This window comes from Lysinibacillus sp. SGAir0095, from assembly GCF_005491425.1.
In the GTDB taxonomy this organism is placed as follows: Bacteria; Bacillota; Bacilli; order Bacillales_A; family Planococcaceae; genus Ureibacillus.
On sequence record NZ_CP028083.1, the window covers coordinates 1614846 to 1637139 of the forward strand.

The window sequence follows — 22294 nt, forward strand, 5'->3', positions numbered from 1 at the left end:
TTTATTGAAAAGTTTTTTCTGTTCTAGTTCATATTTCAGTATAGTATATCTCTTCTTCTTTATTTTCTAGTTAATTATATTATGGATAATATCTTGGATTGATTAATCTTCATGGAATAAGTGAATTTAGCTGTGAATGAGGCTAGTAGTATTTTTCTTTATAAAATAAATGGAATTGGCTAGCTGAAAATTTTATGCCATCTTATATAAAGTAAATTTGTATACAATTTTATTATCATTAATTTTGTTTATTCAAAAAATTCAAAAACATAATTGACTTTGGTATAACAATATTATAATATTTCATTACATCGAAAGTGTTTGCACAAAGTAGCGTTTTTGTTATATAAAACAGTAAAATAATTCAGTTTCGACAAAAGAGCGTGTTTGATAATGATCCTAATCTTTCTGATGAAAGTATGAAAAGTGAAAATTCCAACAACACAAAATGACAAAATGATTAATTTTTTACTCATTTATATAACAAGATTATGAGAGTAAAACTATTAAGCTATTAAATGATAGGAGGTAGTACAATGCAAGAAAATGTAAAAAATGCAGGTGTTGCTCTTACTGTTCTTGGTCCAGTACCAGCTCAAGAATTAGGGATTGTGCTAATTCATGAATCCCTACTTTCTGTATATCCGGGTGCACAGTTTGCTCCAGAAATCATTATGGATAAAAGTGAGATTTTTGAAATTCTAAAACGACAATTAATCGACTATCGCAGAATTGGTGGAAAAACGATAGTGGAACAAAGTGGTATGTTCCATGGACGTGATGTAGAACTATACCGGACACTTTCAAGAACTACTGGTGTACATATTATTGCTTCAACTGGCTTAGGACCTGAGTCTATGTTAGGTGGATACTTTATGACCCCACAAAAAAATCCGCCGACTCCTTGGTCTAGTGAGCAGTTTTCTGGATTGTTTACTAAAGAAGTAACGGAAGGGATTGTTATACCTCGTGTTGAGCGATCAAGTTCAGCTGGTCTTGTGACTTCAATTGCAACTAAAACAGGGATTACACAAGTAGAAACTGGACTTTTCCGAGGGTCAGCACAAACAGCACTGGCAACAGGAGTACCTGTATCTGTTCAATACGGTTCAGATGCAGTTAGCGAGTTGGAGATTTTATTGGCTGAAGGAATAGCACCTGATCGTGTAGTGATAGGTGGATTAGACCGCATAGAAGCAGTAGAAAATAATGTGATTTTAGATATTGCAGAGCGTGAAGTCTATGTGGCAATCGACCATGTTGGATGGTCAACAAATGATGGCTTTATAAATGATGCAGATCGTGTGAATTTAATAGTTGATTTATTTGCATCAGGTCACGGAGAACGTGTATTAATTTCTAGCAGCCATGTTGGGGTAGCAAAGGGTCATGAAGCGAAAAATATCGGTTTCGACTACATGTTCACTACATTTGTACCGATGTTGCGTAAAGCAGGAGTAACTGAGGAGCAAATTCGTCAGTTGCTTGAATTGAACCCACAAAAGGTGTTAACAGTTGATGCCGATGTAGAACAAAAGATTTCTGGCTGGAACTATGATTGGAATCATTTATACCATCCTGTAACTTATTAACATTGAATGTAAATTGAATTTTGGCATAGAGCCTATAACTTTTAATGATTTTAAAAGACTTAAAAAGAGTAAAAGTAAGGAGTGAAAAAGATGGGGAAAGTGAATACAGTATTAGGACCGATACCAACAGAAGATTTGGGGATTACAGCAATGCACGAGCATATTGGATTTGGATTACCGGGTTGTGATTTAGATACACAATGGTGGAAAAAACCTGAAGAAGCGTTTGAGGTGACATTACAAAAGCTGCGTCGTTTCCGTGAGCATGGCGGAAAAACTTTTGTAGACTGTACGGGAATTGGAAATGGCCGTGATGTAGAATATTTCCAGGTACTTTCGCGAAGAACGGGCGTCCATATTGTAGCTGTTACTGGATTTGTAGCAGCTGACTCAGCATTGCCTTATTTCAGAAATAAATCTATCGAATATTTGACAGATTTATTTGTGCATGAAATTACGGTTGGTATTGACGGGACAGACGCGAAAGCCGGCGCTATTAAAGTTGGTGTTAGCCGTGGTGGAAAATTAAATGAGCTTGATAAGAAAATCTATCGTGCAGCTGCAAGGGCCTCATTAAAAACAGGCGCGCCTATTATTACCCATTTATGTGTTGATGCAGATACTGCCATTGAAATTTTCGAAGAAGAAGGCCTACCGTTAGAGCGAATCCTATTTGGCCACGCTGACGATGGTGGGTATCTTGATGAAAAACGTGATTCGAAAATTGCTCAGCTAGGTGGTTATGTTGGATTCGACACAATTGGCTATGACAGTGAGGTAGAAGGTGCCCCCTATTGGTCTCGTCCACGACAAGATCGTGTTGAGCATTTTCTGCGGTTCCTAGATAAAGGATATTTAGATCGAGCGGTTATCTCTGCGGATGCAAACTGTTGTGCACTAGGATGGCCAGGTTTAAAAGGACACACTGTAAATTATCTCTTCGAAGAGTTTATTCCGGATTTGCGTAAAGCAGGTGTTGGTGAAGAAGTATTTGAGCAGCTTTTGATTCACACTCCTGCTAATATCTTGACATTGCAAGAACCAAGAGAGGTTCACTCCAAATTATCAGCAATTAAATAATGTACATGTAGACTTCAGAATCTAGAAATCTACAATCATATTCAAAATTTTATAGCTTGTTCCTCAAAGAATTCAGAAAGTGGGTTAGAAAGTCATGAGTATTAAAGGAGCAGCTTATATTGCTGGAGCATTTGAGCATCCACTCCGCAAGGCACCAAACTCATCCGTTGCTGCTTTACATGCAGAATGTGCTAGAGGTGCATTAGATGATGCTGGATTAACTTTTGCAGATGTAGACGGTTATTTCTGTGCTGGCGACGCACCGGGTGGAGTGTTGTCAATGGTTGAATACCTTGGTCTTAAGGTACGTCATATTGATGGTACTGATATAGGGGGAGCTTCTTATATTGCCCATGTTTCTCATGCTGCAGAAGCGATTGCAGCAGGCAAGTGCAAGGTTGCTTTAATCACGATGGCAGGTCGCCCACGTTCAGAAGGGCGTAGTGGCTTGAAACAGAAAATTATTGGGGCTAATGTACCGGATACACCATTTGAGCTACCGTATGGACCGACTGCGGTTAACGAATATGCTATGGCAGCAATGCGTCATATGCATGAATTTGGTACAACAAGTGAGCAATTGGCTTGGGTCAAAGTTGCAGCATCCCACCATGCCCAATATAATCCGAATGCAATGCTAAGGGATGTGGTTACGGTTGAGGAGGTTCTTGCATCACCGATGATTGCCGATCCATTGCATCGATTAGATTGCTGTGTAGTAAGTGATGGAGGAGGAGCCCTGGTTGTTGTCCATCCTGATATTGCAAAAGCTTTAAATCGTCCACTTGTTCGTGTGATGGGGGCTGGTGAAGCACCTAAAGGCTTGCAGGGTGGTAAAACAAATCTTACATATTCGGGGGCTGTTTGGTCAGGACCGCAAGCTTTCGAAGAAGCGAGAGTTACACCTCATGATATTAAATATGCTTCAATTTATGACAGTTTTACCATTACAGTGTTAATGCAGCTGGAAGACCTAGGATTTTGTGCAAAAGGTGAAGGCGGTAAATTCGTTTCTGACGGGAACCTTATTTCAGGTGTTGGCAAATTACCGATAAATACAGATGGTGGGGGTCTAAATAATAATCATCCAGCCAGTCGTGGAGGGATTGTAAAGGTGATTGAGGCAGTACGTCAATTGCGTGGTGAGGCATATCCACAAGTTCAGGTGAAAAATTGTGATCTTGCATTAGTGCATGGGACTGGAGGCGGTCTTGCAAGCCGTCATGGTAGTGCCACACTTATCTTAGAAAGGGTGTAAATCATGGGGACAATGTACCAAGCTAGAGCAATGTCTATCCCAGAATTCCATCCAGAGCATAAGGAATATTGGGAAGCTGCTGAACAAGGAAAGTTGCTTATTAAGAAGTGCGATACCTGTTCACAGTGTCATTATTATCCACGTGAAATTTGCCCGTATTGCCAAAGTAGTCAAACAAGCTGGATGGAAGCGAACGGAAAAGGAAGTATATACACATATAGTGTCATGCGTCATGGCACACCGTATGCCATAGCATTTGTTGAACTTGAAGAAGGTCCAAGATTGATGACAAATATAGTAGATTGCGACTTGGATACAGTGCATATTAATCAACGGGTAAAAGTGGTATTTAAACAATCAGGAGCAGAAGACAATCCAGGACCATATATTCCTTGCTTTACTCCGGTTGAGGATTGATAGGGAAGCTTTGTTGGATTTAATAGCACACTTACTATTAATAGACTGAAAATTATCTATATTGCAACTCGATTAATTCTCGTAACTATTATTTAGTTTTATAGAACCTATAAGTTCAGAAAAAGGACATAAAAACAGGAGTGAACAGATTTGATCATCACAAAAGACGCACGTATTAAAATGCGTGATGGCGTCCATATCGCTGCAGATATTTATAGGCCGCAATCGACAGAAAAAGTACCAGCATTACTAGCACTTAGTCCATACGGTAAAGAACTTCAAGCTCAAAGCTTAACACTGCCCCCACAAGCACGTCCAAGTCATCTTTGGAACGGGGCTATCGAAGCAGGGGATATTAATGAGGTTGTATCAAGAGGCTACGCACATGTTATTGCGGATGTACGTGGTACGGGCACTTCAGAAGGACAAATGGTCGGTAATTATAACTCAGGTGGTCATGGAGATGGAAAAGATATCTATGATTTAGTAGAGTGGCTGGCAGAACAAGATTGGTGTGATGGAAATATCGGAATGATTGGTATTTCTTACTTTGCTTCAGTTCAAATTTTAGGTGCAGCTGAACAACCACCTCATCTAAAAGCAATTTTTGTAAATGGTGGTCACTTTGATCTTTATGAGCTATGTTATCACGGAGGTATTATGTGGTTAATGCCACGTGCTTCACGTGAAGGACGTGGTGGCGATAGTGGTAATGCCTTTAATAATGTAGCAAGTAAGAGCTCAAAAGTATTTACAACGGCAGAGTTGAAAGAAAAAACTTTAGAACGTTTAAATGACCCAGATATAGCGCATTGGTCAGATTTCGTACATTTACTGCATTATCAAGACCGACACGAATTATGGATGGATTATTTATTAAATCCCCTGGATGGACCATTCTGGCAAGAAGGCCATGCAATGGAGGTCGCACATAAAGTAACGATTCCAACATATTTACAAGCCAAATGGGGCCGTGGATGGAATGTGGAAGGGACAATCGAAATGTTCCATAAAGTTTCGGGTATTAAGAAGATGGATATTCATGCATTACCTCCAATGCTGGAGCGACCTTTCCATGAATGTCATGACGAAATGTTCCGTTGGTATGATTACTGGTTAAAAGGGATTGATAACGGCATTATGGAAGAACCAGCTGTACAATTCTCGGTAGAAGGTTCCTATGAAGTGCGTCAAGAAGATCGCTGGCCATTGGCATTTGAAACGAAGAAGGAGTTCTACTTGCGTCCACGCCATAAAATTAGTGAGAACCCAGAGCCTTTAAGTACAGAATACGCGCATCCAGATGGTTTCTATCAAGCACCGCTAACGGTAACAACAACTTCGGAAAAATTAAAATGGTCAACCGATAAATTCCGTGAGCCAGTTGAATTCACCGGCACGGGTGCATTAAACATATTCGCTGAAATCGATACAGATGATACAAACTTCATAGCAAAACTGTATGATATAGCACCCAATGGTAGTCGTACTCTAATGACTTCTGGATACTTGAAGGCTTCCCATCGCGAATTAAATGAAGTGAAATCGACTCATGGTGAGCCATGGCATCCACATAATCGCGTCATTCCAGTAACACCTGGAGAAATAAATGAGTATGCCATTCGTTTGTATCCATTCTCATTCCTCATAAAACCGGGACACCGTATTGAATTAGAGCTTTCATGTAATGAACCTCTGGATGGAGAAGATGCAAAACTATTACCGCCAGATAGCTACCACTTACCAAGTGGCCGTGCAACTATGCACAAAATTTATCGGGATAAGAATCATCCATCACGTTTGATCTTACCCATGATTCCGAAAGAACATAATGTTTTAAATAAAATAATATAAATGTCGAGTTTGTGAACCACTTCAAGATTACGGCTTATCAACAAGGCTTGGTGCTTTCTTAGTAACTTAAAAGGAGTGAGACCAATGGAAAAATCTGTACGTATCATCCCTATTGAATGCAAATTTGGACCAGTAACTGCTTTTGCCTATTATGTGGATGCTCCTGAGCCTGCAATCATAGACACAGGAGTCAATACTTCTGCTATTCATGATATTGAACCAACATTAGCCGAACATGGTATCAATATTGAAGATATTCGTTGGATCTTGTTGACACATGGCCATGTTGATCATCTTGGCGGTGTTTCGGAATTGTGGGAAAAGACCGGAAGACGTGCAAAAGTAGTCATTTCAAAAAAAGAAGCTCGACTCTTGCGTGATCGCAACGAACATATTGTTGATTATAAGGCGCTGCAAGGGAAGTACATTAAAGATCCAGCAATTCAAATAAAGCATATTGAGATGCTAAAAACTGATATTGGTGCCAATATTGAACCTGATTTAGAAGTGGTTGAAGGTGACCATATTAGTCTTGGTGGAGATATTACTCTAACAGTTATTGAAACACCTGGACACTCTATTGGTTCTCTCACCTTTTTAATAGATGGTTTAGATTGGGCGTTTGCTGCAGATGCAGTTCAAATGTATGGGGGCCTAGGAGGCTTACCTACAATTGAAACTCCAACACAATATCGTGCAAGCCTACATCGCTTGTTAGAAGAGGTTCAACCGAAACGATTGTATCTGGGGCATCCTTTCCGTAATGTTAATGGTGAATTGCAAAATGCACAAATCGAAGGGGAACAAATAAAAGCTGTCTTACAAGCAAGTCTAGAAATGGACGCAAAATTAGCTGAAATTGTAAAAAGTCATTTAAGTAATAGATCTCTTACTGATCATCATGAATTGTATGGACCTTACGGAAAGATTGCTGAAGAAATTGGATATACAGGAGATCCAAGGAACCTACCATGTGCGTTTTTTGTTACAATAAATGGATATAAAGAAGAATTATTTGGTTCATTGAACTAATGAAAGGAGGAGACTCTTAGTGATTCAAAAAAGGTTTGAAAGTGCTCTTCAAGCAGTTAGCGATATGAAAGATGGTGCAACATTATTGGTTGGAGGATTTGGTGGAAGCGGATTACCATCCAGCCTTGTTGCAGCACTTGTAAAGCAGGGAGCAAAAGATTTAACAGTAGTCTCAAACAATATTGGCGCTGTTAGTGATGGGGTAGCCGCTCTAATTAGTAACGACCAGGTTAAAAAGATCATCTGCTCTTTTCCAGTAGGTCCACACGCCGATGATTTAATTGATCGACTTCAAAAAGGGACAATTGACTTAGAAATTGTTCCTCAAGGAACATTAGCTGAACGCATTCGTGCAGGCGGTGCTGGGGTTCCAGCCTTTTATACACCAACAGCTGTAAATACAGAGCTTGGTGATGGGAAGGAAACTCGAGTCTTTAATGGTCGAGAATTCGTACTAGAGCATGCAATTGTCGGTGATTTTGCATTTATCAAAGGACAAAAGGCAGATCGTTGGGGTAATCTCATCTACTATAAAACCCAACGTAACTTTAATCCTGTCATGGCGACAGCCGCACGCGTTACGATTGCTGAGGTAAATGAAATTGTCGAAGTCGGACAGCTTGACCCAGAAAGCATTATCACACCTAGCATTTTCGTTCACCGTTTAGTAAAGGTCGCGTCTTTGCCAGAAAGGATAGGTGTTAGTTCATGAATAACGAAAAGGTAATTGGATGGTCAAAGCATGAATTGGCAGCTCGTGTAGCAATTGATCTAGAAGATGGCTGGTTCGTTAATCTGGGAATCGGAATACCCACACTTGTAGCTGATTTTATCCCTGATGGTAGAGAAATAATCCTCCACAGTGAAAATGGTATCCTTGGGCTAGGTCCAAAGCCGGCACCGGGAGAGGAAGATCCGGATCTTGTGAATGCTGGAAAAGAGCCGATTACACTAAAACCAGGTGGTAGCTTTTTCTCTCAAGCGGATTCTTTTGCAATGATTCGTGGGGGACACCTTGATGCAACGATTCTGGGAGCTTTTCAAGTTTCGCAGTCAGGTGACCTTGCAAGCTGGAAACTGCCAAACGCTACTCTTGGTCGTGTTGGTGGTGCGATGGATTTAACAGCCGGAAGTAAACGAGTTTACCTATGCATGCAGCATACAACAAAAAAGGGTGAAGCAAAAATTGTAGAGGAGTGTACGTATCCACTAACAACGCCTCGTTGTGTTGATCGAATTTACACTGATCTTGCTGTCATTGATGTGACGGAAGAGGGTCTGATAGTTCGTGAACTTGCACCTGGTGTGACATTTGAATATGTACAGAAATACACTGCAGCACCCCTTAAACTTCAATTAGAAGCGATAGGAGCTAGGCAATGACAAAACAAACCAAAAAACATACAATCGATCGAAGTTCTGCAATCCCTCTTTATAAACAAATTAAGGATATTTTAATTCTTGAACTCAGGGCAAGTGAGGGCGATACCGGAAAACCATTTAGCACGGAGCAAGAGCTTGTAGAACGGTTCCGAGTAAGTCGAGCACCTGTACGTCAGGCATTGAAAGAGCTTGCAAACGAAGGATACGTATATCGAGAAAGAGCAAAAGGTACATTTCCTGTTCAAGAACTGCCTGTACGTCCTCTTGGGTTAGAGTTAGGGGGTCTTGTTGGCTTCCTTCGTCAACAAGGGATAGAGTGTAATTCTAAAATTATAGGACTGGATCGTGTTTTTCCACCTGAGAATCTTTGTTCAATCCTTCGCTTAAATCCGAGTGATACGGTTTTAAGAATTTCTCGCTTGATCTTACTTAAAGAGAAGCCTCTTGTATGGACACAAACTTATCTCTTTGTACCAGATGACTTCCATCCAAGTGCTCAAGAACTAGAGGAGTCAGAAAGCGTGTTTGTTCTTCTGCAAAGTGATCAAGGTACCTATGTTGCTAGAGGTGATCACCAAATTTACGCTTCAGGTGCCACTAGTGAAGATGCTGAAATTTTGGATCTTGAAGTTGGGGAACCGGTACTAGTAATGGAGACCAAGTTATACACGCGTAATGATCAAGCGATTGGTTGGCGTAGAGCTGTCCATAGAGCAGATGAATATAAATTATCCTTTACCGTGAACAGATAGGATTGTATGTGTAATTAGACAAAAGTAACTTAGTTTGGAAAGCGATGGAAGCTAGCTATTTTCACCTTCATTTTGCATCTAATCTATTTTGCTAAGATTTTAACTAGTAGAAAAGGGTTCAATTCATTTTATAGTTAAAGAATCCAATTCTACTAGTTAAAATAACTTGTTTAATATTTTTGGAATGTTTATAGAATATTATTTGAAACTGCAGAGATAGACCATCTTTTATTCTTTTAGATTGCCTTTCAAAATAAAAAATACTTAGAGTCTAGGGGGAAATAGTTATGTCAACAAACTCATTAAGAATTGCCGTAATTGGAGGCGGTATTGCAGGTACAGCTGTGGCAAATGCTCTAAAGGTTAGAGGAATTCGTGCGGACGTTTATGAACAAGCTTCAGAATTTGCTGAAGTAGGAGCTGGAATTGGTTTACGTCCACCCAGTGTAAACTGCTTTAAAAAATGGGACTTATACGAAGCGTTGGAAAAAGTAACTTCTCGCAGTGATTTAATGGAAATAATCCAAGGGGATGATCAAGTCTTAATAAGAGAAACTTGGCCTGTTTTAACGGAAGACAAAACAGATGCCTATGCTCGTTTAATTCACCGTGCAGACGTTTTAGATACATTAATTGCCGGAGTTCCAGAAGACCAACTTCATTTAAATCATCGATTGACAGAAATCATAGATCATGGAATGTATTCAGAAGTGAAATTTGCAAACGGTAACAAAATCGAGGCTGATATTGTCATTGCGGCTGATGGTATTCGTTCACCTATTCGTGGGCAGGTTTTAGGACAACATGAGCCTGTGTATTCTGGATATTTGGCTCATCGTGTATTAATCCCATTTGAGGCTGCACTTGGTATGGCATCTGAGGAAAATATTCTGCGCATCTATGTAGATGGCGATAATTCGTTTTATTTATTACCATTAGAAAATCGTAACCAAGTGTCTGTCGATATCACAGTTCCTGGAGAGTTTGCATGGCGTCCAGAACTTACGAAGGAAGAAATTATGGAAAGCATAAAAGGCTTCGGTCCTACACTTCAAAAAATTGTTGAGAATATTAAGTTAGAGGATATTGTATCTCGACCTTTATGTGACCTTGAGCCAATTAGCAAATGGAGTACAAAGACAATCACGTTAATTGGTGACGCTGCTCATGCAATGCTTCATAACCAAGGTCAGGGTGCTAATATGGCTATTCAAGATGCTGAAGTATTAGCAGAAGCAATTTCTGAAGCAGCTGCAGGAACTATTACAGTTGCGCAGAGCTTACAAAAATATGAAGAGCAACGTAAACCAATAACGAAGCTTTACCAGGAATTGTCCCGTCTCTTCCCTACAGATCAAGCGGAGACTGCTTTCCCGGAAAAAGCTCACTTCTAAAAAACAATATGGCTGATTATTTTTGTGAGGAAAATAATCAGCCTCATTTTATCATAGCTACTAAGCTATTTGATAGTAAAATGCTAAAACAAAAAAATAACTAAACATTAGTAGTAAACAAGAATATTTTTCTATACATGAAAAAACAATATAAGGAGGTACGATTATGCCATTACATCCGGAGATTAAGAAGGTTTTAGATTCCATCCCCCCATCTGATGGTACGCTTAAAATCATTCCTGAAGAGTTTCGTAAATATGATGGTCCTGTGTTACCAATAGAGCAGCGTGTACAAGTACATTCAGTTGAAAAACGAACAATTCGAACTAATGAAGCGGACATTGATGTAAGAATTTACACACCGGCAGAAGCTGACTTCTATCCAGTGCTTTTATATTTCCACGGTGGAGCCTTCTTCTCGGGAAGCTTAGAAACGCATGATGAGATTGTCAGACCGATTTGTAAAGAATCCGGCTATAAGGTAATTTCAGTAGGATACCGACTTGCACCTGAGCATCCTTTCCCCAGCGGCTTAAATGATTGCTATAATGTGGCAAAATGGGTAACAGAGCATATGGATGAGTTGAAATGGGATGGGCAGAACCTTGCTGTTGCAGGAGATAGTGCAGGCGGTAATTTGGCTGCTGCAGTATCACTATTGGCACGTGCGAAAAAGGAGTTTACGATTTCAAAGCAAGTTTTATTTTACCCTTCACTAGACCTTGACTTAAGTGAATTGCGTTATCCTTCATTAACTGAAAATGCGAAGGGGTATTTTGTAGAAACAGAGGCCTTACCAGAGTATAATTCTTTCTATCTAGTAGGTGATGTTGATCCAAATAATCCTCTTGTGTCACCAATTCGTGAAGAGAATCTAACAAATTTGCCTAATGCACTTATTATCACAGCAGAATACGATCCAATGAGAGATGAAGGGGAATTGTTTGCTGAAAAACTTAAGAAATCTGGAGTCCTTGTAGAGAGAAAGCGATATGAGGGAGTTACTCACGGATTTTTAGGAAAGTGGACACATTTAAACGAATACAAAGGTGTTTACCAAAGAGCAGGGGAATTTTTAAATAAATAAAGTAAACGTACAATGAAAATAATAGGGCTGTTCAGAAGAAGGATTATTCTGAATAGCCCTTTCTATTGTTTGAACACATTCAATATTCAGAAAATTTAAAATAACTTTAAAACTATTTTTATATTTCAGAAAATTTTATATAATGAATAAAGTTTCATCTTTTGGGTCTTCTTGGCAGTACTTAATCTATAGGATGAATCAAAAATTAATATAATAGGGGGTTATATTATGAAGAAAATTACTCTACTTTCATCTTTAGCGCTAGCAGCATTTTTAGCTGGCTGTAGCTCAGATGATGCGGGTGATACAGCAGAAAAATCAGGGGAAGGTTTAGATACTAACATCGTAACGATTGGTACAGGTGGAGCAAGTGGTCCTTATAACATTTTAGGAACAACACTAGCAGATACATATACATCTGAATTCGATGTTAATTCACGTACACAAACGACTGGCGCATCAGTTGAAAATATTAACTTATTATCTCAAGGGAAAATTGAAATGGCTTTTGTAATGAGTGATGCGTTGTCTCAAGCGTTAGCGGGTGAAGTTTCCTTCACTGAGCCTGTAGAAAATGTTTCACAAATTGCAACAATCTATCCAAATGTTGTTCAAATTATTACAAAAGAAGGTTCAGGAATTAAGACGATTGAAGATTTAAAAGGAAAACGTGTTGCTGTAGGAGATCAAAATTCTGGTGTTGAAGTGAATGCGCGTCAACTTTTAGAAGGGCATGGTATTACTTATGATGATATACAAGTAGATTATCTTGGTTATGCCGAGGCAGCAAGCGGTCTATCTGCGGGGACAATTGATGCAGCTTTCTTAACTAGCGGACTACCAAATGCTTCAGTATTGGAATTATCTGAAACTCTTGGTATTGAACTTGTTTCAGTTGAAGCAGGAAATGTCGAAGAAATTGCTAAGGAACATCCATACTTCATCTCCTATGAAATTCCTGCAAATACTTATGGAAACGCGGAGCCGATTATGACTGCAGCTGTTCCAAATGCTCTAGTTGTAAGAACTGATATGAGTGAAGATGATGTCTACAATTTAACAAAAGGGATTTTCGAAAATCTAGATAAATTAGAAAATTCTCATCAGGCTGCAAAAGAAATTACTTTAGAAGGTGCGCAGGAAAGTCTAATTGCACCGCTTCACCCAGGTGCTAAGAAATTCTACGATGAACAAAAGTAAGAAAAAAAGATGGTATTGGGGTATAAGTCTACTTATACTCCTACTATTCTTTTTTATAAGGGTTCCAGTATTTGCGTTTGAATTTGAGGATAAAACTTACTATCTAAAAAGCGATCACTTCGATTTATCTTGGATTCATTCTGTCGAGAAAGAGGAGTGGATTGAATCTTACAGGCGAAAGGATAGTCAATTGCTCTTAACTAATACTCACTTTAAAACATTTGGTGCAGGAGTTCCTAGCCAATCTAATGATGTTTCATTTGAAGATGGTTATGTGAAAATGGAGATTAACCAATTGTTTAATGAATTAAATTTAACTGTTTCATCCAATGTTAAAACAACGATTATGGTAGATCAAAAAGAAATACCGTTATATCAATATACTGAGGACTATTCTATGGTACATATTTTTATCGAAAAATTGCCTTTATGGCGTTTAGTTAAAGGAGGCTTCTAAAATTGCGTATTATTGAAAAAGATACACCAATTACCGAAGAAACACCCGACGTGAATGTACAAGAAGTCTTGGAGAAATATGATAGTGATTCACAAGTAAGAAAGCCAAAAAATAAATCCCTTGTCTGGTTTATTTCTATTCTCACTATTTTATTTTCAGCTTTTCACTTGTACACAACTTTCTATCCACTCCCGACATTACAGCAACGAGCAGTTCATTTATTATTTGGGATGGCTTTGGTCTATTTGATTTATCCTACATTTAAAAAACAAGACCGTACTAAAATTCCATTTTATGATTGGATATTATTTGCTTTAAGTATTATTTCTTGTGGTTATTTGTTTGTGGAATACAATGACATTATGACAACACGTGGCGGGATTGCGAATCCAACAGATATCGCGATGGCCATCTTAACTGTCCTTTTAGTGCTAGAGACTGCACGCCGTGTTACAGGTTGGGTTTTACCAATTTTAGCTCTAATTTTCTTATCTTATCCTTTTTTCAGTCATTCCGAATGGCTACCAAGAATGCTGATGACACGTCAATTTGACTTAGGAGATATTTTCGGTCAATTATTCTTGAAAACAGAGGGATTATTCTCTACAGCAATCGGTGCTTCTGTACAATTTATCTTCTTATTCATATTATTTGGTGCATTTTTATCAAAATCAGGAATGGGCCAATTCTTCAATGATTTGGCATTAGCCCTTGCTGGTCATAAAAAAGGTGGACCTGCAAAAGTAGCCGTTATTTCCAGTGCATTTATGGGGAGTATTAACGGTTCAGCTGTTGCAAACGTTGTTGGTACGGGTGCATTTACAATTCCCCTAATGAAAAAAATCGGGTATGAAAAGAACTTTGCAGGTGCTGTTGAAGCAAGTGCTTCGATTGGTGGACAAATCTTGCCGCCAGTTATGGGTGCAAGCGCATTTATCATGGCAGAAACTACAGGGATTTCATATGGAACAATAGCTCTAGCGGCCATTCTTCCTGCACTTTTATACTTCATGGGTGTTATTATGCAAGTACATTTCCGTGCTGGTCGAAGTAATTTAAGTGGAATTCCAAAAGCAGATCTTCCGCGTGTGAAAGAGGTAATGAAGGAAGGCGGCCATTTAATCTTACCGCTTGTTGGTCTTGTAGTTTTACTTGGATCAGGTGTTCCTGTTGCCTATTCTGCATTCTATACAATTATCTTAACTGTTATCGTTGCAGCGTTAAAAAAATCAACTCGAATGTCTTTGAAAGATATTATATCTGCTTTAGATGATGGGGCAAGACAATCTTTATCAACGATTATTGCTTGTGGTGTTGTAGGTGTAGTAATTGGCGTTGTTAACCTAACAAGTTTTGGGTCTACTTTGACTTCTGCAATTATGGAGATTGGAGCGGGCAGTTTATTCTTGACATTATTTTTAACCATGATTGCTTCCATCATTTTAGGAATGGGTCTTCCATCGATTCCTGCCTATATTATTACAGCAACTATGGCAGCTCCAGCACTAGCTGAATTTGGTATTCCTATTTTAATTGCTCATATGTTTGTATTCTACTTTGGTATTTTCGCAAACATTACCCCACCAGTAGCACTGGCATCCTTTGCAGGAGCTGGGCTTTCAGGTGGAAGTCCAATGAAAACTGGTTTTATTTCGCTTAGATTGGCCCTTGCTGGTTTCATAGTTCCATATCTATTTGTTTATGAGCCGGCATTATTATTAATTGATCCTACGGGTCTACCGTTAAATGCAGTTGATATTCCTATGGCAGCTCCTCTAGATATTGCAATAGTTGCTTTGACATCTATTGTTGGTGTGATTGGAATCGGTGCAGCAGTAGAGGGATATTTTTCAACACACCTAAATTTGATTACCCGCATTGTGTTGGCAATAGGTTCTTTAATGATGTTAATTCCTGAGCCAATAACAGATATTATCGGTACGATACTTGTTTTATTTATCTTTGCTGTTAATTATTTGCAAAATAGAAAAGTAGCATTATAGTTATTAGACTGTAAATGAAGTCGATTGAAGTCGATTCTTATTTACAGTCTTTTTGTTTTTAACTATACACTACGCTTTCTCTCCATCTATTGAAAGTAGACGATAGAGAACTTTTCCGTAACTTTTTTACAGAAAATAGTACATGTTTAGGAAACAATTTACCGATTTTCCAAAAAATATTGATTATTTAAAATATTGAATATAAAATTCAATTATTAGATGAAAGCGCTATAACAGTTTTAAAAAGTACTGAAATCCATACTTTATAAATCTATACAACATTTTGTTTTATTAAGTATTTCGAGAGAGGTAGGAGTTCATTTGGGCACAAAGTTTGCACGATTTAAAAGAAATGAGGAAGTATTTTTAGGTGTAGTTGAGAAAAATCAAATCTATAAAGTACAAGCCGATCCTGATAGTTTTCGTGATTATTTAGAAGCGGCTGTACTAGAAGCGAAAAATTTTCATGATGAAACTAAACTAGAAGGTATGCAGCTTTGTGATGTAGAGCTACTATCACCAATCCCAACACCATCGCAAATTATTTGCCAGGGAGTGAATTACTCCGTTCATCGACAAGAGACAGGGATGGATGAGCAAAAACCTCCTTTTAATATGATTTTTAGTAAAGCACCAAGTTCGATTTGCGGTCCTAATGATGCCATCATTAGACCACAAAATGTAAAGCTATTAGATTACGAAATTGAGTTGGGTTTAGTCATTCGAAAGAAAATTACACAAGATACGGTTGTTACAGAGGATAACTTTATAGATTATGTAGCAGGTTTGGTGTTAACCAACGATATATCTGCAAGAGATGTTCAATTAACTCAACTGCAATGGCTGAAAGGGAAAAGCTATCGAACATTCTGCCCTGTAGGACCTTACTTCTATTTAATAGAACAAGAGGATGTTGTAAAAATTTCAAATCTGCAGCTGCAATTAAAAGTTAATGGGGAAATTCGTCAATTTGCGAATACAGACCAATTGCTTTACAAGCCAATTGAAACTTTAAATGAATTGGCACAAATCATGGATCTCCAATCAGGGGATTTAGTGTTAACAGGTACACCAGGTGGAGTGGCAATGCAGTTAGCAGCAGATGAAATGAATTGTATGACAAGTCTTGTGGCCCAATTCGGTGAAAAAGTTGAAATCATCGAAAGACAGCATTCATTAGGGAATTATCTGAGGGATGGAGATATTTTAGAAGCAACAATCGTAAGTGCGGATGGTTCCATTGACTTAGGAAAGCAGCGAAATATTGTGAAAAATCTTCAATCTATTAGTGTGTAATAGAGTTTAATGTTAAGTAGTTTTTGAACTATTATTTCAAGGTTCAATTTATATAAGGGGTGTTTTTAATGACGATTATTACACGAAAAGTAAAAACGGGTAATTATGAGACTTTACTACACGAAGGCGGAGCACACAATGAGGAGGTCATCATCTTTATACATGGTAGTGGTCCCGGAGCTAGTGCTAATTCAAACTGGAAAGATGTATTGCCTCATTATATTGATCGGTTTCATATACTTGCCCTTGATTTAGTCGGTTTTGGAGAAACCGATCATCCAACAAAATATCCAGCAAACGGTGTTGAATGGATGAACTGGAGAACTCAGCAAATAGTTGATTTGATGGACGCTCTAGAAATTCAAAAAGCAAACCTGGTTGGAAATTCACTTGGCGGGGTCATTTCATTATTTCTTGTTATGGATAGCCCAGAAAGATTTAACCGTGTTGTTCTCATGGGAGCAGGTGGCGGTTTAACAGAACCAACACCAGAACTTGCCAAACTTGCAAACTTCCATAAAGACCCTACACCAAAAGCTTTAAAGAATCTATTAAGCTGGTTTTTATATGATACAACCGATATGGAAGATAAATTGGATGAAATCGTAGCAACTCGTATGGAGCTATTCAATCGACCAGAAGTGCGCAAATCCTACGAAGAAAATTTCACTAAGTCACATCTTTCCGATATGTTAGTTCCTCCTTCTGCTTTAAAACGAATGAAGAATGAGTTCTTAATGATCCACGGACATCAAGACCGCTTCGTACCACTTGCAAGTAGTTTATACATGCTTGATTATCTGGAAAATGCAGAGCTCCATGTATTTAAGCGTTGTGGCCATTGGGCACAAATTGAACAAAAAGATCAATTCCTGAAACTTACAAGAGACTTTTTTGCGAAATCTAAAGAAGTAAGTCGTGTTTAAATGATAAGTGAGATAGCTAAATTCAGGTAAGGGGTGGGAGAAATGGAACAAACGCTGAATGATACAAGAAAAATGCTAGTAGAACGGGCAAATGGAATGATTCCTATGCTGAGGGAAAACGGGCTGAAAATCGATCAAGCAAGTGAAATGTCACAGGAAATAGTTGAAAAATTAAGAGCTGAAGGTTTGCTAAAAGTTCTACGTCCACAAATGTTTGGTGGACATCAAACAGATATGCGAACGTATATCGAAGTGGTTACGGCTATCTCAAGAGGAAATGGTTCAGCAGGATGGTTTGTTGCCTTAAGTAATATTCGAGACTATATGATTTCCTATGCTTTTGGCAAAAAAGCTCTTGAAGATATTTTTGGTCCAAATCATGATCAAGATGTCATTTTGGCAGGTAATTTTAAACCAATCAAATTTGAAATGAAAAAAGTGGAGAATGGTTTTTTAATAGAAGAGGCTCAATGGCCATTTGTATCTGGTAGCCCTCATGCAGATTGGCTTTACTTCGGATTCCCATTAGCTGATGGGAATGGTGGGGTAGAAATGGCGATTATGGTAGTTCCACGACAAGATGCCATTGTATTAGATGACTGGAATGTAATGGGACTAAAAGGATCAGGTAGTAACAGTGTACGATTAGAAAATGTATTCGTACCTGAGCACCGAGTTTCCCTCGATCGTTTAGCAAATCAAGGGCATTATATGATTGAAGAGTTGCGAGAGGTTCCATTATATCAAACGCCATTTGTTCCTTCACTTACTTTATCCATTGTGGCACCGGCTTTAGGCATTACGAAAGGTGCGATGGATTTACACATGGAAAGAGTAGGGAAAGCGGGTATTGGCAACACATTCTATTCAAAAATGAATGAAGCACCTATAACTCATTTACAAGTAGCAGAGTCACAATTAAAAATTGACCTTGCAGAGCTGCTACTGCATCGAGCAGTTGACTTGTTGGATGAATATTCAGAAAAAGGCAAAAAGCTAACTTTAAATGAAGGTATTAAAGTAAAAGCGGATTTTGGCTATGTAAACCAACTATGTAAAGAAGCAATTGATTTAATGACTGCTGGGGCAGGCTCGGTTTTCTCATACAATAATAATTTATTCCAGTTATTTTATCGAGATTTCCTATCGATACATTTACATGGCTTCATCACACCGTCTAGTTTAGTAGAAACTTATGGACGGGTAATGTGCGGGCTAGAGCCAAATACGTATTTTGTTTAAAATCGACCAGTCAATCGCGGCAAAATCTAATACGAAAAATCAGTCATGAGGCAAAGTATTAACTGTTGAAAAGAAACACTTAGGGGAAAAAAAGATTTATTCACAAAGGGGGATTATCAATGAGTTACGTAAAAGAACCTGAAATCGCAAAGTTAGGACATTTTGGATTAGTATCGACTGACTTAGAAAAATCTTTATGGTTTTTCAAAGAAGTAATTGGTTTAGAAGAAACAGAAGTAAAAGATGGTGTGCATTATTTAAGGGCATGGGGAGATTTTGAGCATCATACAATGACCCTTCGACAAGGAGAAGAATCCCATGTGGATCACATTGCTTGGCGTACGAAACGAGCAGAAGATGTCGATGCATATGCAAAACAATTTGAGGAATCCGGAATTGAAGTTCGCTGGGTAGAAGCTGGTACAGAGGCTGGTCAAGGGCGTGCGTTCCGTTTTGAATTGCCAAGTGGTCACACATTCGAAATTTACTTCGAGATGGAGAAAACATTGGCTTCTCCAGAAACTCGTTCCGTTTTAAAGAATCAATCACATAAATCTTGGTCCCGTGGTGTTTCGCCTAGAAGAATTGACCACGTAAATATATTAACTTCATTACTTGCGAATGAACTATCAGACTTTTTGCAGGATAATCTGGGTTTTAATTTACGTGAGTGTGTTCAAACACCAGATGGAAATTTAGTGGGTGCTTGGTTAAGTGTTACACCATTAGTTCATGATATTGCCGTTAGCCATGATCCATTTGCTGCTTCGACACATGAAATTCACCATGTTGCCTATTGGTTAGATAACTCACAGGATTTATTACGTGCAGCAGATATTTTAAAGGAAAATGGTATTTTCTTCAAGGGGCCAGGTAAACACGGTATTTCTCAAGCTATGTATATTTACGCAGTTGATCCAGGAAGCGGTGTTCGTGTAGAGCTGTTTACAAATGGATACTTAATTTTCGAACCGGATTGGGAGCCAATTGTTTGGGGTGTAGATGAAATGGATTTAGGATTTACTTACTGGGGCGATCAAACAGATACTAAACCAGAAAATAATCCGACAATTAAAGTTTATGATGATAAAAAATTCATTCGAAGCTAGATTGCTCATCTTGCTTCAAAATTATTAAGGAGGTTTTGCAGGTGGAGGATCGTTTATTTAGAGATGCGATGGGGAAGTTTGCAACGGGTGTAACGGTAGTGACGACTCAGTTTGAAAATGAATCCTATGGTATGACGGCAAACGCTTTTATGTCTGTTTCACTAGATCCGAAATTAGTAGTCATTTCGATTGGACACAAAGCTCGTTTCTTGAAAAAAGTTCAGGATAGCAAAAAGTTCGCTGTTAACATTTTAGCTTCTAATCAAAAAGAGCACTCAATGGCATTTGCAGGTCAACTAAAAGATGAAATTACGATCAATTTTGAGGAGTTAGCGGGACTGCCGGTACTACCAGGTGCTCTTGCTCAAGTAAGTTGCGAAGTACTTTCAGAACATGTTGAAGGAGACCATACTTTATTCATTGGAAAAGTGCTTGATATCAAAGTAACAGAAGGGGAGCCTTTAATTTTCTACGGGGGGAAATATCGAGAGTTAGTTGAAGGCGAATTGAAAACAGTTTAAACAAAGGGGAGTATGGGATGAATGTTCAAGCGGCGGCTAATGCACTATTAGAAGCAGAGAAAATGAAAACACCCATTTCCCCTTTCACTTCTCTTCCGGAGCAAATTACCGCTAGAGATGCTTACAGTATTCAACTTCTAGTTATTCAAAGCAAGGTAAATGCTGGAGCAACAGTGAAAGGTATGAAAATCGGGTTAACGAGTAAGGCCATGCAAGAAATGTTAAACGTGTATACACCAGATTACGGACATATTTTAGATTCGATGGTCTTTGAGCAAGATCTACCTGTAGAGTTATTGCAATTTATACACCCAAGAGTGGAGTTTGAAATTGCCTTTGTACTGAAGGAAGATATAAAGGGACCCAATGTGACAGCTGAAGATGTTGTCCGTGCAACGGACTATGTTGTTCCTGCCATCGAAATTATTGACAGTCGTATTAAGGATTGGAAAATTAAGTTTGAAGATACTGTAGCTGATAATGGTTCAAGTGGCGGAGCTGTATTAGGTAAAACGAAAACACCTCTTGATGAAATAGATCTCGCTACAGTTGAAATGAAAGCTTTCAAAAACAATGAACATTATGACACTGCTACAGGTGCTGCTGTATTAGGTAATCCAATTGAGGCAGTAGTATGGCTTGCAAATGAGCTAGGAAGTTACGATATCAGTTTGAAAAAGGGACAGTTTATTTTAGCAGGAGCCTTATCAAAAGCAGTAGATATAGTAGAGGATGTGGAGTACTCTGCAGACTTTGGCCCATTAGGTAAAGTGGCAGTTTCATTTGTGAAAGCAGGTGTTACAAAATGAAAAAATGTAAAATTGGTATCATTGGTTCGGGTAACATCGGCACGGACTTAATGTATAAAATTGAGCGTAGTGAAAATCTTGAGATGAGTGTGATGGTGGGGATTGATCCTGAATCAGATGGTTTAAAACGCGCGGAAGATAGAGGATATAAGGCAATATCTAATGGCATCGAAGGTCTAATGGAGTGTCTTGATTTAGTTGATATCGTATTTGATGCTACTTCTGCTTACGCTCATAGAAAACATAGTGATTTACTGACTGCTGCCGGGAAGAAAGTCATTGATTTAACACCAGCAGCCATTGGTCCATTTACCATTCCATCTGTAAATATGACTGAACATTTCGATAAAAGCAACTTAAATATGGTGACTTGTGGGGGTCAAGCAACAATTCCAATGGTTAATGCCATCTCCAAGGTGATACCTGTTGAATACGCTGAAATCGTTGCAACAGTAGCAAGTAAAAGTGCTGGGCCTGGTACACGTGCAAATATTGATGAATTTACTCGTACAACGTCAAAGGCGATTGAACAAGTGGGTGGAGCTCAGAAGGGGAAGGCGATTATTATCTTAAACCCTGCAGAACCACCAATTATTATGCGAGATACAGTCAATGCACTGGTTGAGGAAGAAGGAAAAGAAGAAGAAATTACCCAGTCCATTTATGAAATGGTGAAAGAAGTCCAAAAGTATGTACCTGGTTATCGTCTAAGAGGGACACCTCAATTTGATGGCCGAAAAGTTTCCATTTTCCTTGAAGTAGAGGGAGCTGGAGATTACTTCCCACCCTATTCTGGCAACTTAGATATAATGACTGCAGCAGCTGCAAGAGTAGCAAATGAACTAGCGAAGCAACTAATTGCTACAGGCGTATAAGGAGGAT

21 protein-coding genes are annotated in these 22294 nt (G+C 38.6%); all 21 read left to right on the forward strand.

The genetic code is table 11. The annotated features are described in order from the left end of the window. Positions 1-536 precede the first annotated feature (536 nt). A complete protein-coding gene (locus C1N55_RS07945) occupies positions 537-1592 on the forward strand; it encodes a phosphotriesterase family protein (RefSeq protein WP_137728321.1) in 1056 nt (351 codons plus the stop codon). A gap of 90 nt (positions 1593-1682) precedes the next feature. Further along, entirely contained in the window at positions 1683-2672 is a 990-nt protein-coding gene (locus tag C1N55_RS07950) for a phosphotriesterase family protein (RefSeq protein WP_137728322.1), read from the forward strand. 94 nt (positions 2673-2766) lie between these two features. Further along, complete coding sequence (locus C1N55_RS07955) at positions 2767-3930, forward strand: thiolase domain-containing protein (RefSeq protein WP_137728323.1); 1164 nt, start codon at positions 2767-2769, stop codon at positions 3928-3930. 3 nt (positions 3931-3933) lie between these two features. Further along, positions 3934-4347, forward strand: a complete 414-nt coding sequence (locus C1N55_RS07960; RefSeq protein ID WP_137728324.1) for a Zn-ribbon domain-containing OB-fold protein — start codon at positions 3934-3936, stop codon at positions 4345-4347. 150 nt (positions 4348-4497) lie between these two features. Beyond that, the gene (locus C1N55_RS07965; RefSeq protein WP_205758525.1) at positions 4498-6201 is read left to right on the forward strand and encodes a CocE/NonD family hydrolase; all 1704 of its coding nucleotides are present in this window, start codon (positions 4498-4500) and stop codon (positions 6199-6201) included. 84 nt (positions 6202-6285) lie between these two features. Continuing rightward, complete coding sequence (locus tag C1N55_RS07970; protein WP_137728325.1) at positions 6286-7233, forward strand: MBL fold metallo-hydrolase; 948 nt, start codon at positions 6286-6288, stop codon at positions 7231-7233. A gap of 19 nt (positions 7234-7252) precedes the next feature. After that, positions 7253-7945 (forward strand): 3-oxoacid CoA-transferase subunit A, encoded by a 693-nt coding sequence (locus C1N55_RS07975; protein WP_137728326.1) that lies wholly within the window; start codon positions 7253-7255, stop codon positions 7943-7945. Next, the gene (locus tag C1N55_RS07980) at positions 7942-8616 is read left to right on the forward strand and encodes a 3-oxoacid CoA-transferase subunit B (RefSeq protein ID WP_137728327.1); all 675 of its coding nucleotides are present in this window, start codon (positions 7942-7944) and stop codon (positions 8614-8616) included. The genes C1N55_RS07975 and C1N55_RS07980 overlap by 4 nt, the downstream gene beginning before the upstream one ends. After that, entirely contained in the window at positions 8613-9368 is a 756-nt protein-coding gene (locus tag C1N55_RS07985) for a GntR family transcriptional regulator (RefSeq protein WP_137728328.1), read from the forward strand. The genes C1N55_RS07980 and C1N55_RS07985 overlap by 4 nt, the downstream gene beginning before the upstream one ends. 287 nt (positions 9369-9655) lie before the next feature. Then, on the forward strand, positions 9656-10762 hold the full coding sequence (locus C1N55_RS07990) for an FAD-dependent oxidoreductase (protein ID WP_137728329.1): 1107 nt from the start codon (positions 9656-9658) through the stop codon (positions 10760-10762). 166 nt (positions 10763-10928) lie between these two features. Next, complete coding sequence (locus C1N55_RS07995; RefSeq protein ID WP_137728330.1) at positions 10929-11849, forward strand: alpha/beta hydrolase; 921 nt, start codon at positions 10929-10931, stop codon at positions 11847-11849. A 228-nt stretch (positions 11850-12077) separates the two neighbouring features. Further along, entirely contained in the window at positions 12078-13049 is a 972-nt protein-coding gene (locus C1N55_RS08000) for a TAXI family TRAP transporter solute-binding subunit (protein WP_137728331.1), read from the forward strand. Next, positions 13036-13506 carry a DUF1850 domain-containing protein gene (locus C1N55_RS08005; protein WP_137728332.1) on the forward strand — a complete coding sequence of 157 codons (471 nt, stop codon included), beginning with the start codon at positions 13036-13038 and terminating at the stop codon, positions 13504-13506. Before C1N55_RS08000 ends, C1N55_RS08005 begins: the two co-directional genes overlap by 14 nt. A 2-nt stretch (positions 13507-13508) precedes the next feature. After that, positions 13509-15509, forward strand: a complete 2001-nt coding sequence (locus tag C1N55_RS08010) for a TRAP transporter permease (protein ID WP_137728333.1) — start codon at positions 13509-13511, stop codon at positions 15507-15509. Between the two features lie 321 nt (positions 15510-15830). After that, positions 15831-16805: a fumarylacetoacetate hydrolase family protein gene (locus C1N55_RS08015; protein ID WP_137728334.1), complete on the forward strand. Its 975-nt coding sequence runs from the start codon at positions 15831-15833 to the stop codon at positions 16803-16805. A 68-nt stretch (positions 16806-16873) separates the two neighbouring features. Beyond that, positions 16874-17731: an alpha/beta fold hydrolase gene (locus C1N55_RS08020; protein ID WP_137728335.1), complete on the forward strand. Its 858-nt coding sequence runs from the start codon at positions 16874-16876 to the stop codon at positions 17729-17731. Positions 17732-17773: 42 nt separating this feature from the next. Then, positions 17774-18973 (forward strand): acyl-CoA dehydrogenase family protein, encoded by a 1200-nt coding sequence (locus tag C1N55_RS08025; protein ID WP_137728336.1) that lies wholly within the window; start codon positions 17774-17776, stop codon positions 18971-18973. 119 nt (positions 18974-19092) lie between these two features. Continuing rightward, a complete protein-coding gene (locus tag C1N55_RS08030) occupies positions 19093-20082 on the forward strand; it encodes a VOC family protein (protein WP_137728337.1) in 990 nt (329 codons plus the stop codon). 41 nt (positions 20083-20123) lie between these two features. Next, positions 20124-20603, forward strand: a complete 480-nt coding sequence (locus C1N55_RS08035; protein ID WP_137728338.1) for a flavin reductase family protein — start codon at positions 20124-20126, stop codon at positions 20601-20603. Positions 20604-20620: 17 nt separating this feature from the next. Next, the gene (locus C1N55_RS08040) at positions 20621-21412 is read left to right on the forward strand and encodes a 2-keto-4-pentenoate hydratase (RefSeq protein ID WP_137728339.1); all 792 of its coding nucleotides are present in this window, start codon (positions 20621-20623) and stop codon (positions 21410-21412) included. Further along, positions 21409-22287: an acetaldehyde dehydrogenase (acetylating) gene (locus tag C1N55_RS08045; RefSeq protein WP_137728340.1), complete on the forward strand. Its 879-nt coding sequence runs from the start codon at positions 21409-21411 to the stop codon at positions 22285-22287. Before C1N55_RS08040 ends, C1N55_RS08045 begins: the two co-directional genes overlap by 4 nt. The last annotated feature ends 7 nt before the right edge of the window (positions 22288-22294 follow it).

Excerpts from the sequence above, each read along its gene's own strand:
- C1N55_RS07945 (WP_137728321.1), top strand. The coding sequence starts at position 537 with ATGCAAGAAAATGTAAAAAATGCAGGTGTTGCTCTTACTGTTCTTGGT.
- C1N55_RS07950 (WP_137728322.1), top strand. The coding sequence starts at position 1,683 with ATGGGGAAAGTGAATACAGTATTAGGACCGATACCAACAGAAGATTTG.
- C1N55_RS07955 (WP_137728323.1), top strand. The coding sequence starts at position 2,767 with ATGAGTATTAAAGGAGCAGCTTATATTGCTGGAGCATTTGAGCATCCA.
- C1N55_RS07960 (WP_137728324.1), top strand. The coding sequence starts at position 3,934 with ATGGGGACAATGTACCAAGCTAGAGCAATGTCTATCCCAGAATTCCAT.
- C1N55_RS07970 (WP_137728325.1), top strand. The coding sequence starts at position 6,286 with ATGGAAAAATCTGTACGTATCATCCCTATTGAATGCAAATTTGGACCA.
- C1N55_RS07980 (WP_137728327.1), top strand. The coding sequence starts at position 7,942 with ATGAATAACGAAAAGGTAATTGGATGGTCAAAGCATGAATTGGCAGCT.
- C1N55_RS07985 (WP_137728328.1), top strand. The coding sequence starts at position 8,613 with ATGACAAAACAAACCAAAAAACATACAATCGATCGAAGTTCTGCAATC.
- C1N55_RS07990 (WP_137728329.1), top strand. The coding sequence starts at position 9,656 with ATGTCAACAAACTCATTAAGAATTGCCGTAATTGGAGGCGGTATTGCA.
- C1N55_RS07995 (WP_137728330.1), top strand. The coding sequence starts at position 10,929 with ATGCCATTACATCCGGAGATTAAGAAGGTTTTAGATTCCATCCCCCCA.
- C1N55_RS08000 (WP_137728331.1), top strand. The coding sequence starts at position 12,078 with ATGAAGAAAATTACTCTACTTTCATCTTTAGCGCTAGCAGCATTTTTA.
- C1N55_RS08005 (WP_137728332.1), top strand. The coding sequence starts at position 13,036 with ATGAACAAAAGTAAGAAAAAAAGATGGTATTGGGGTATAAGTCTACTT.
- C1N55_RS08020 (WP_137728335.1), top strand. The coding sequence starts at position 16,874 with ATGACGATTATTACACGAAAAGTAAAAACGGGTAATTATGAGACTTTA.
- C1N55_RS08025 (WP_137728336.1), top strand. The coding sequence starts at position 17,774 with ATGGAACAAACGCTGAATGATACAAGAAAAATGCTAGTAGAACGGGCA.
- C1N55_RS08030 (WP_137728337.1), top strand. The coding sequence starts at position 19,093 with ATGAGTTACGTAAAAGAACCTGAAATCGCAAAGTTAGGACATTTTGGA.
- C1N55_RS08040 (WP_137728339.1), top strand. The coding sequence starts at position 20,621 with ATGAATGTTCAAGCGGCGGCTAATGCACTATTAGAAGCAGAGAAAATG.
- C1N55_RS08045 (WP_137728340.1), top strand. The coding sequence starts at position 21,409 with ATGAAAAAATGTAAAATTGGTATCATTGGTTCGGGTAACATCGGCACG.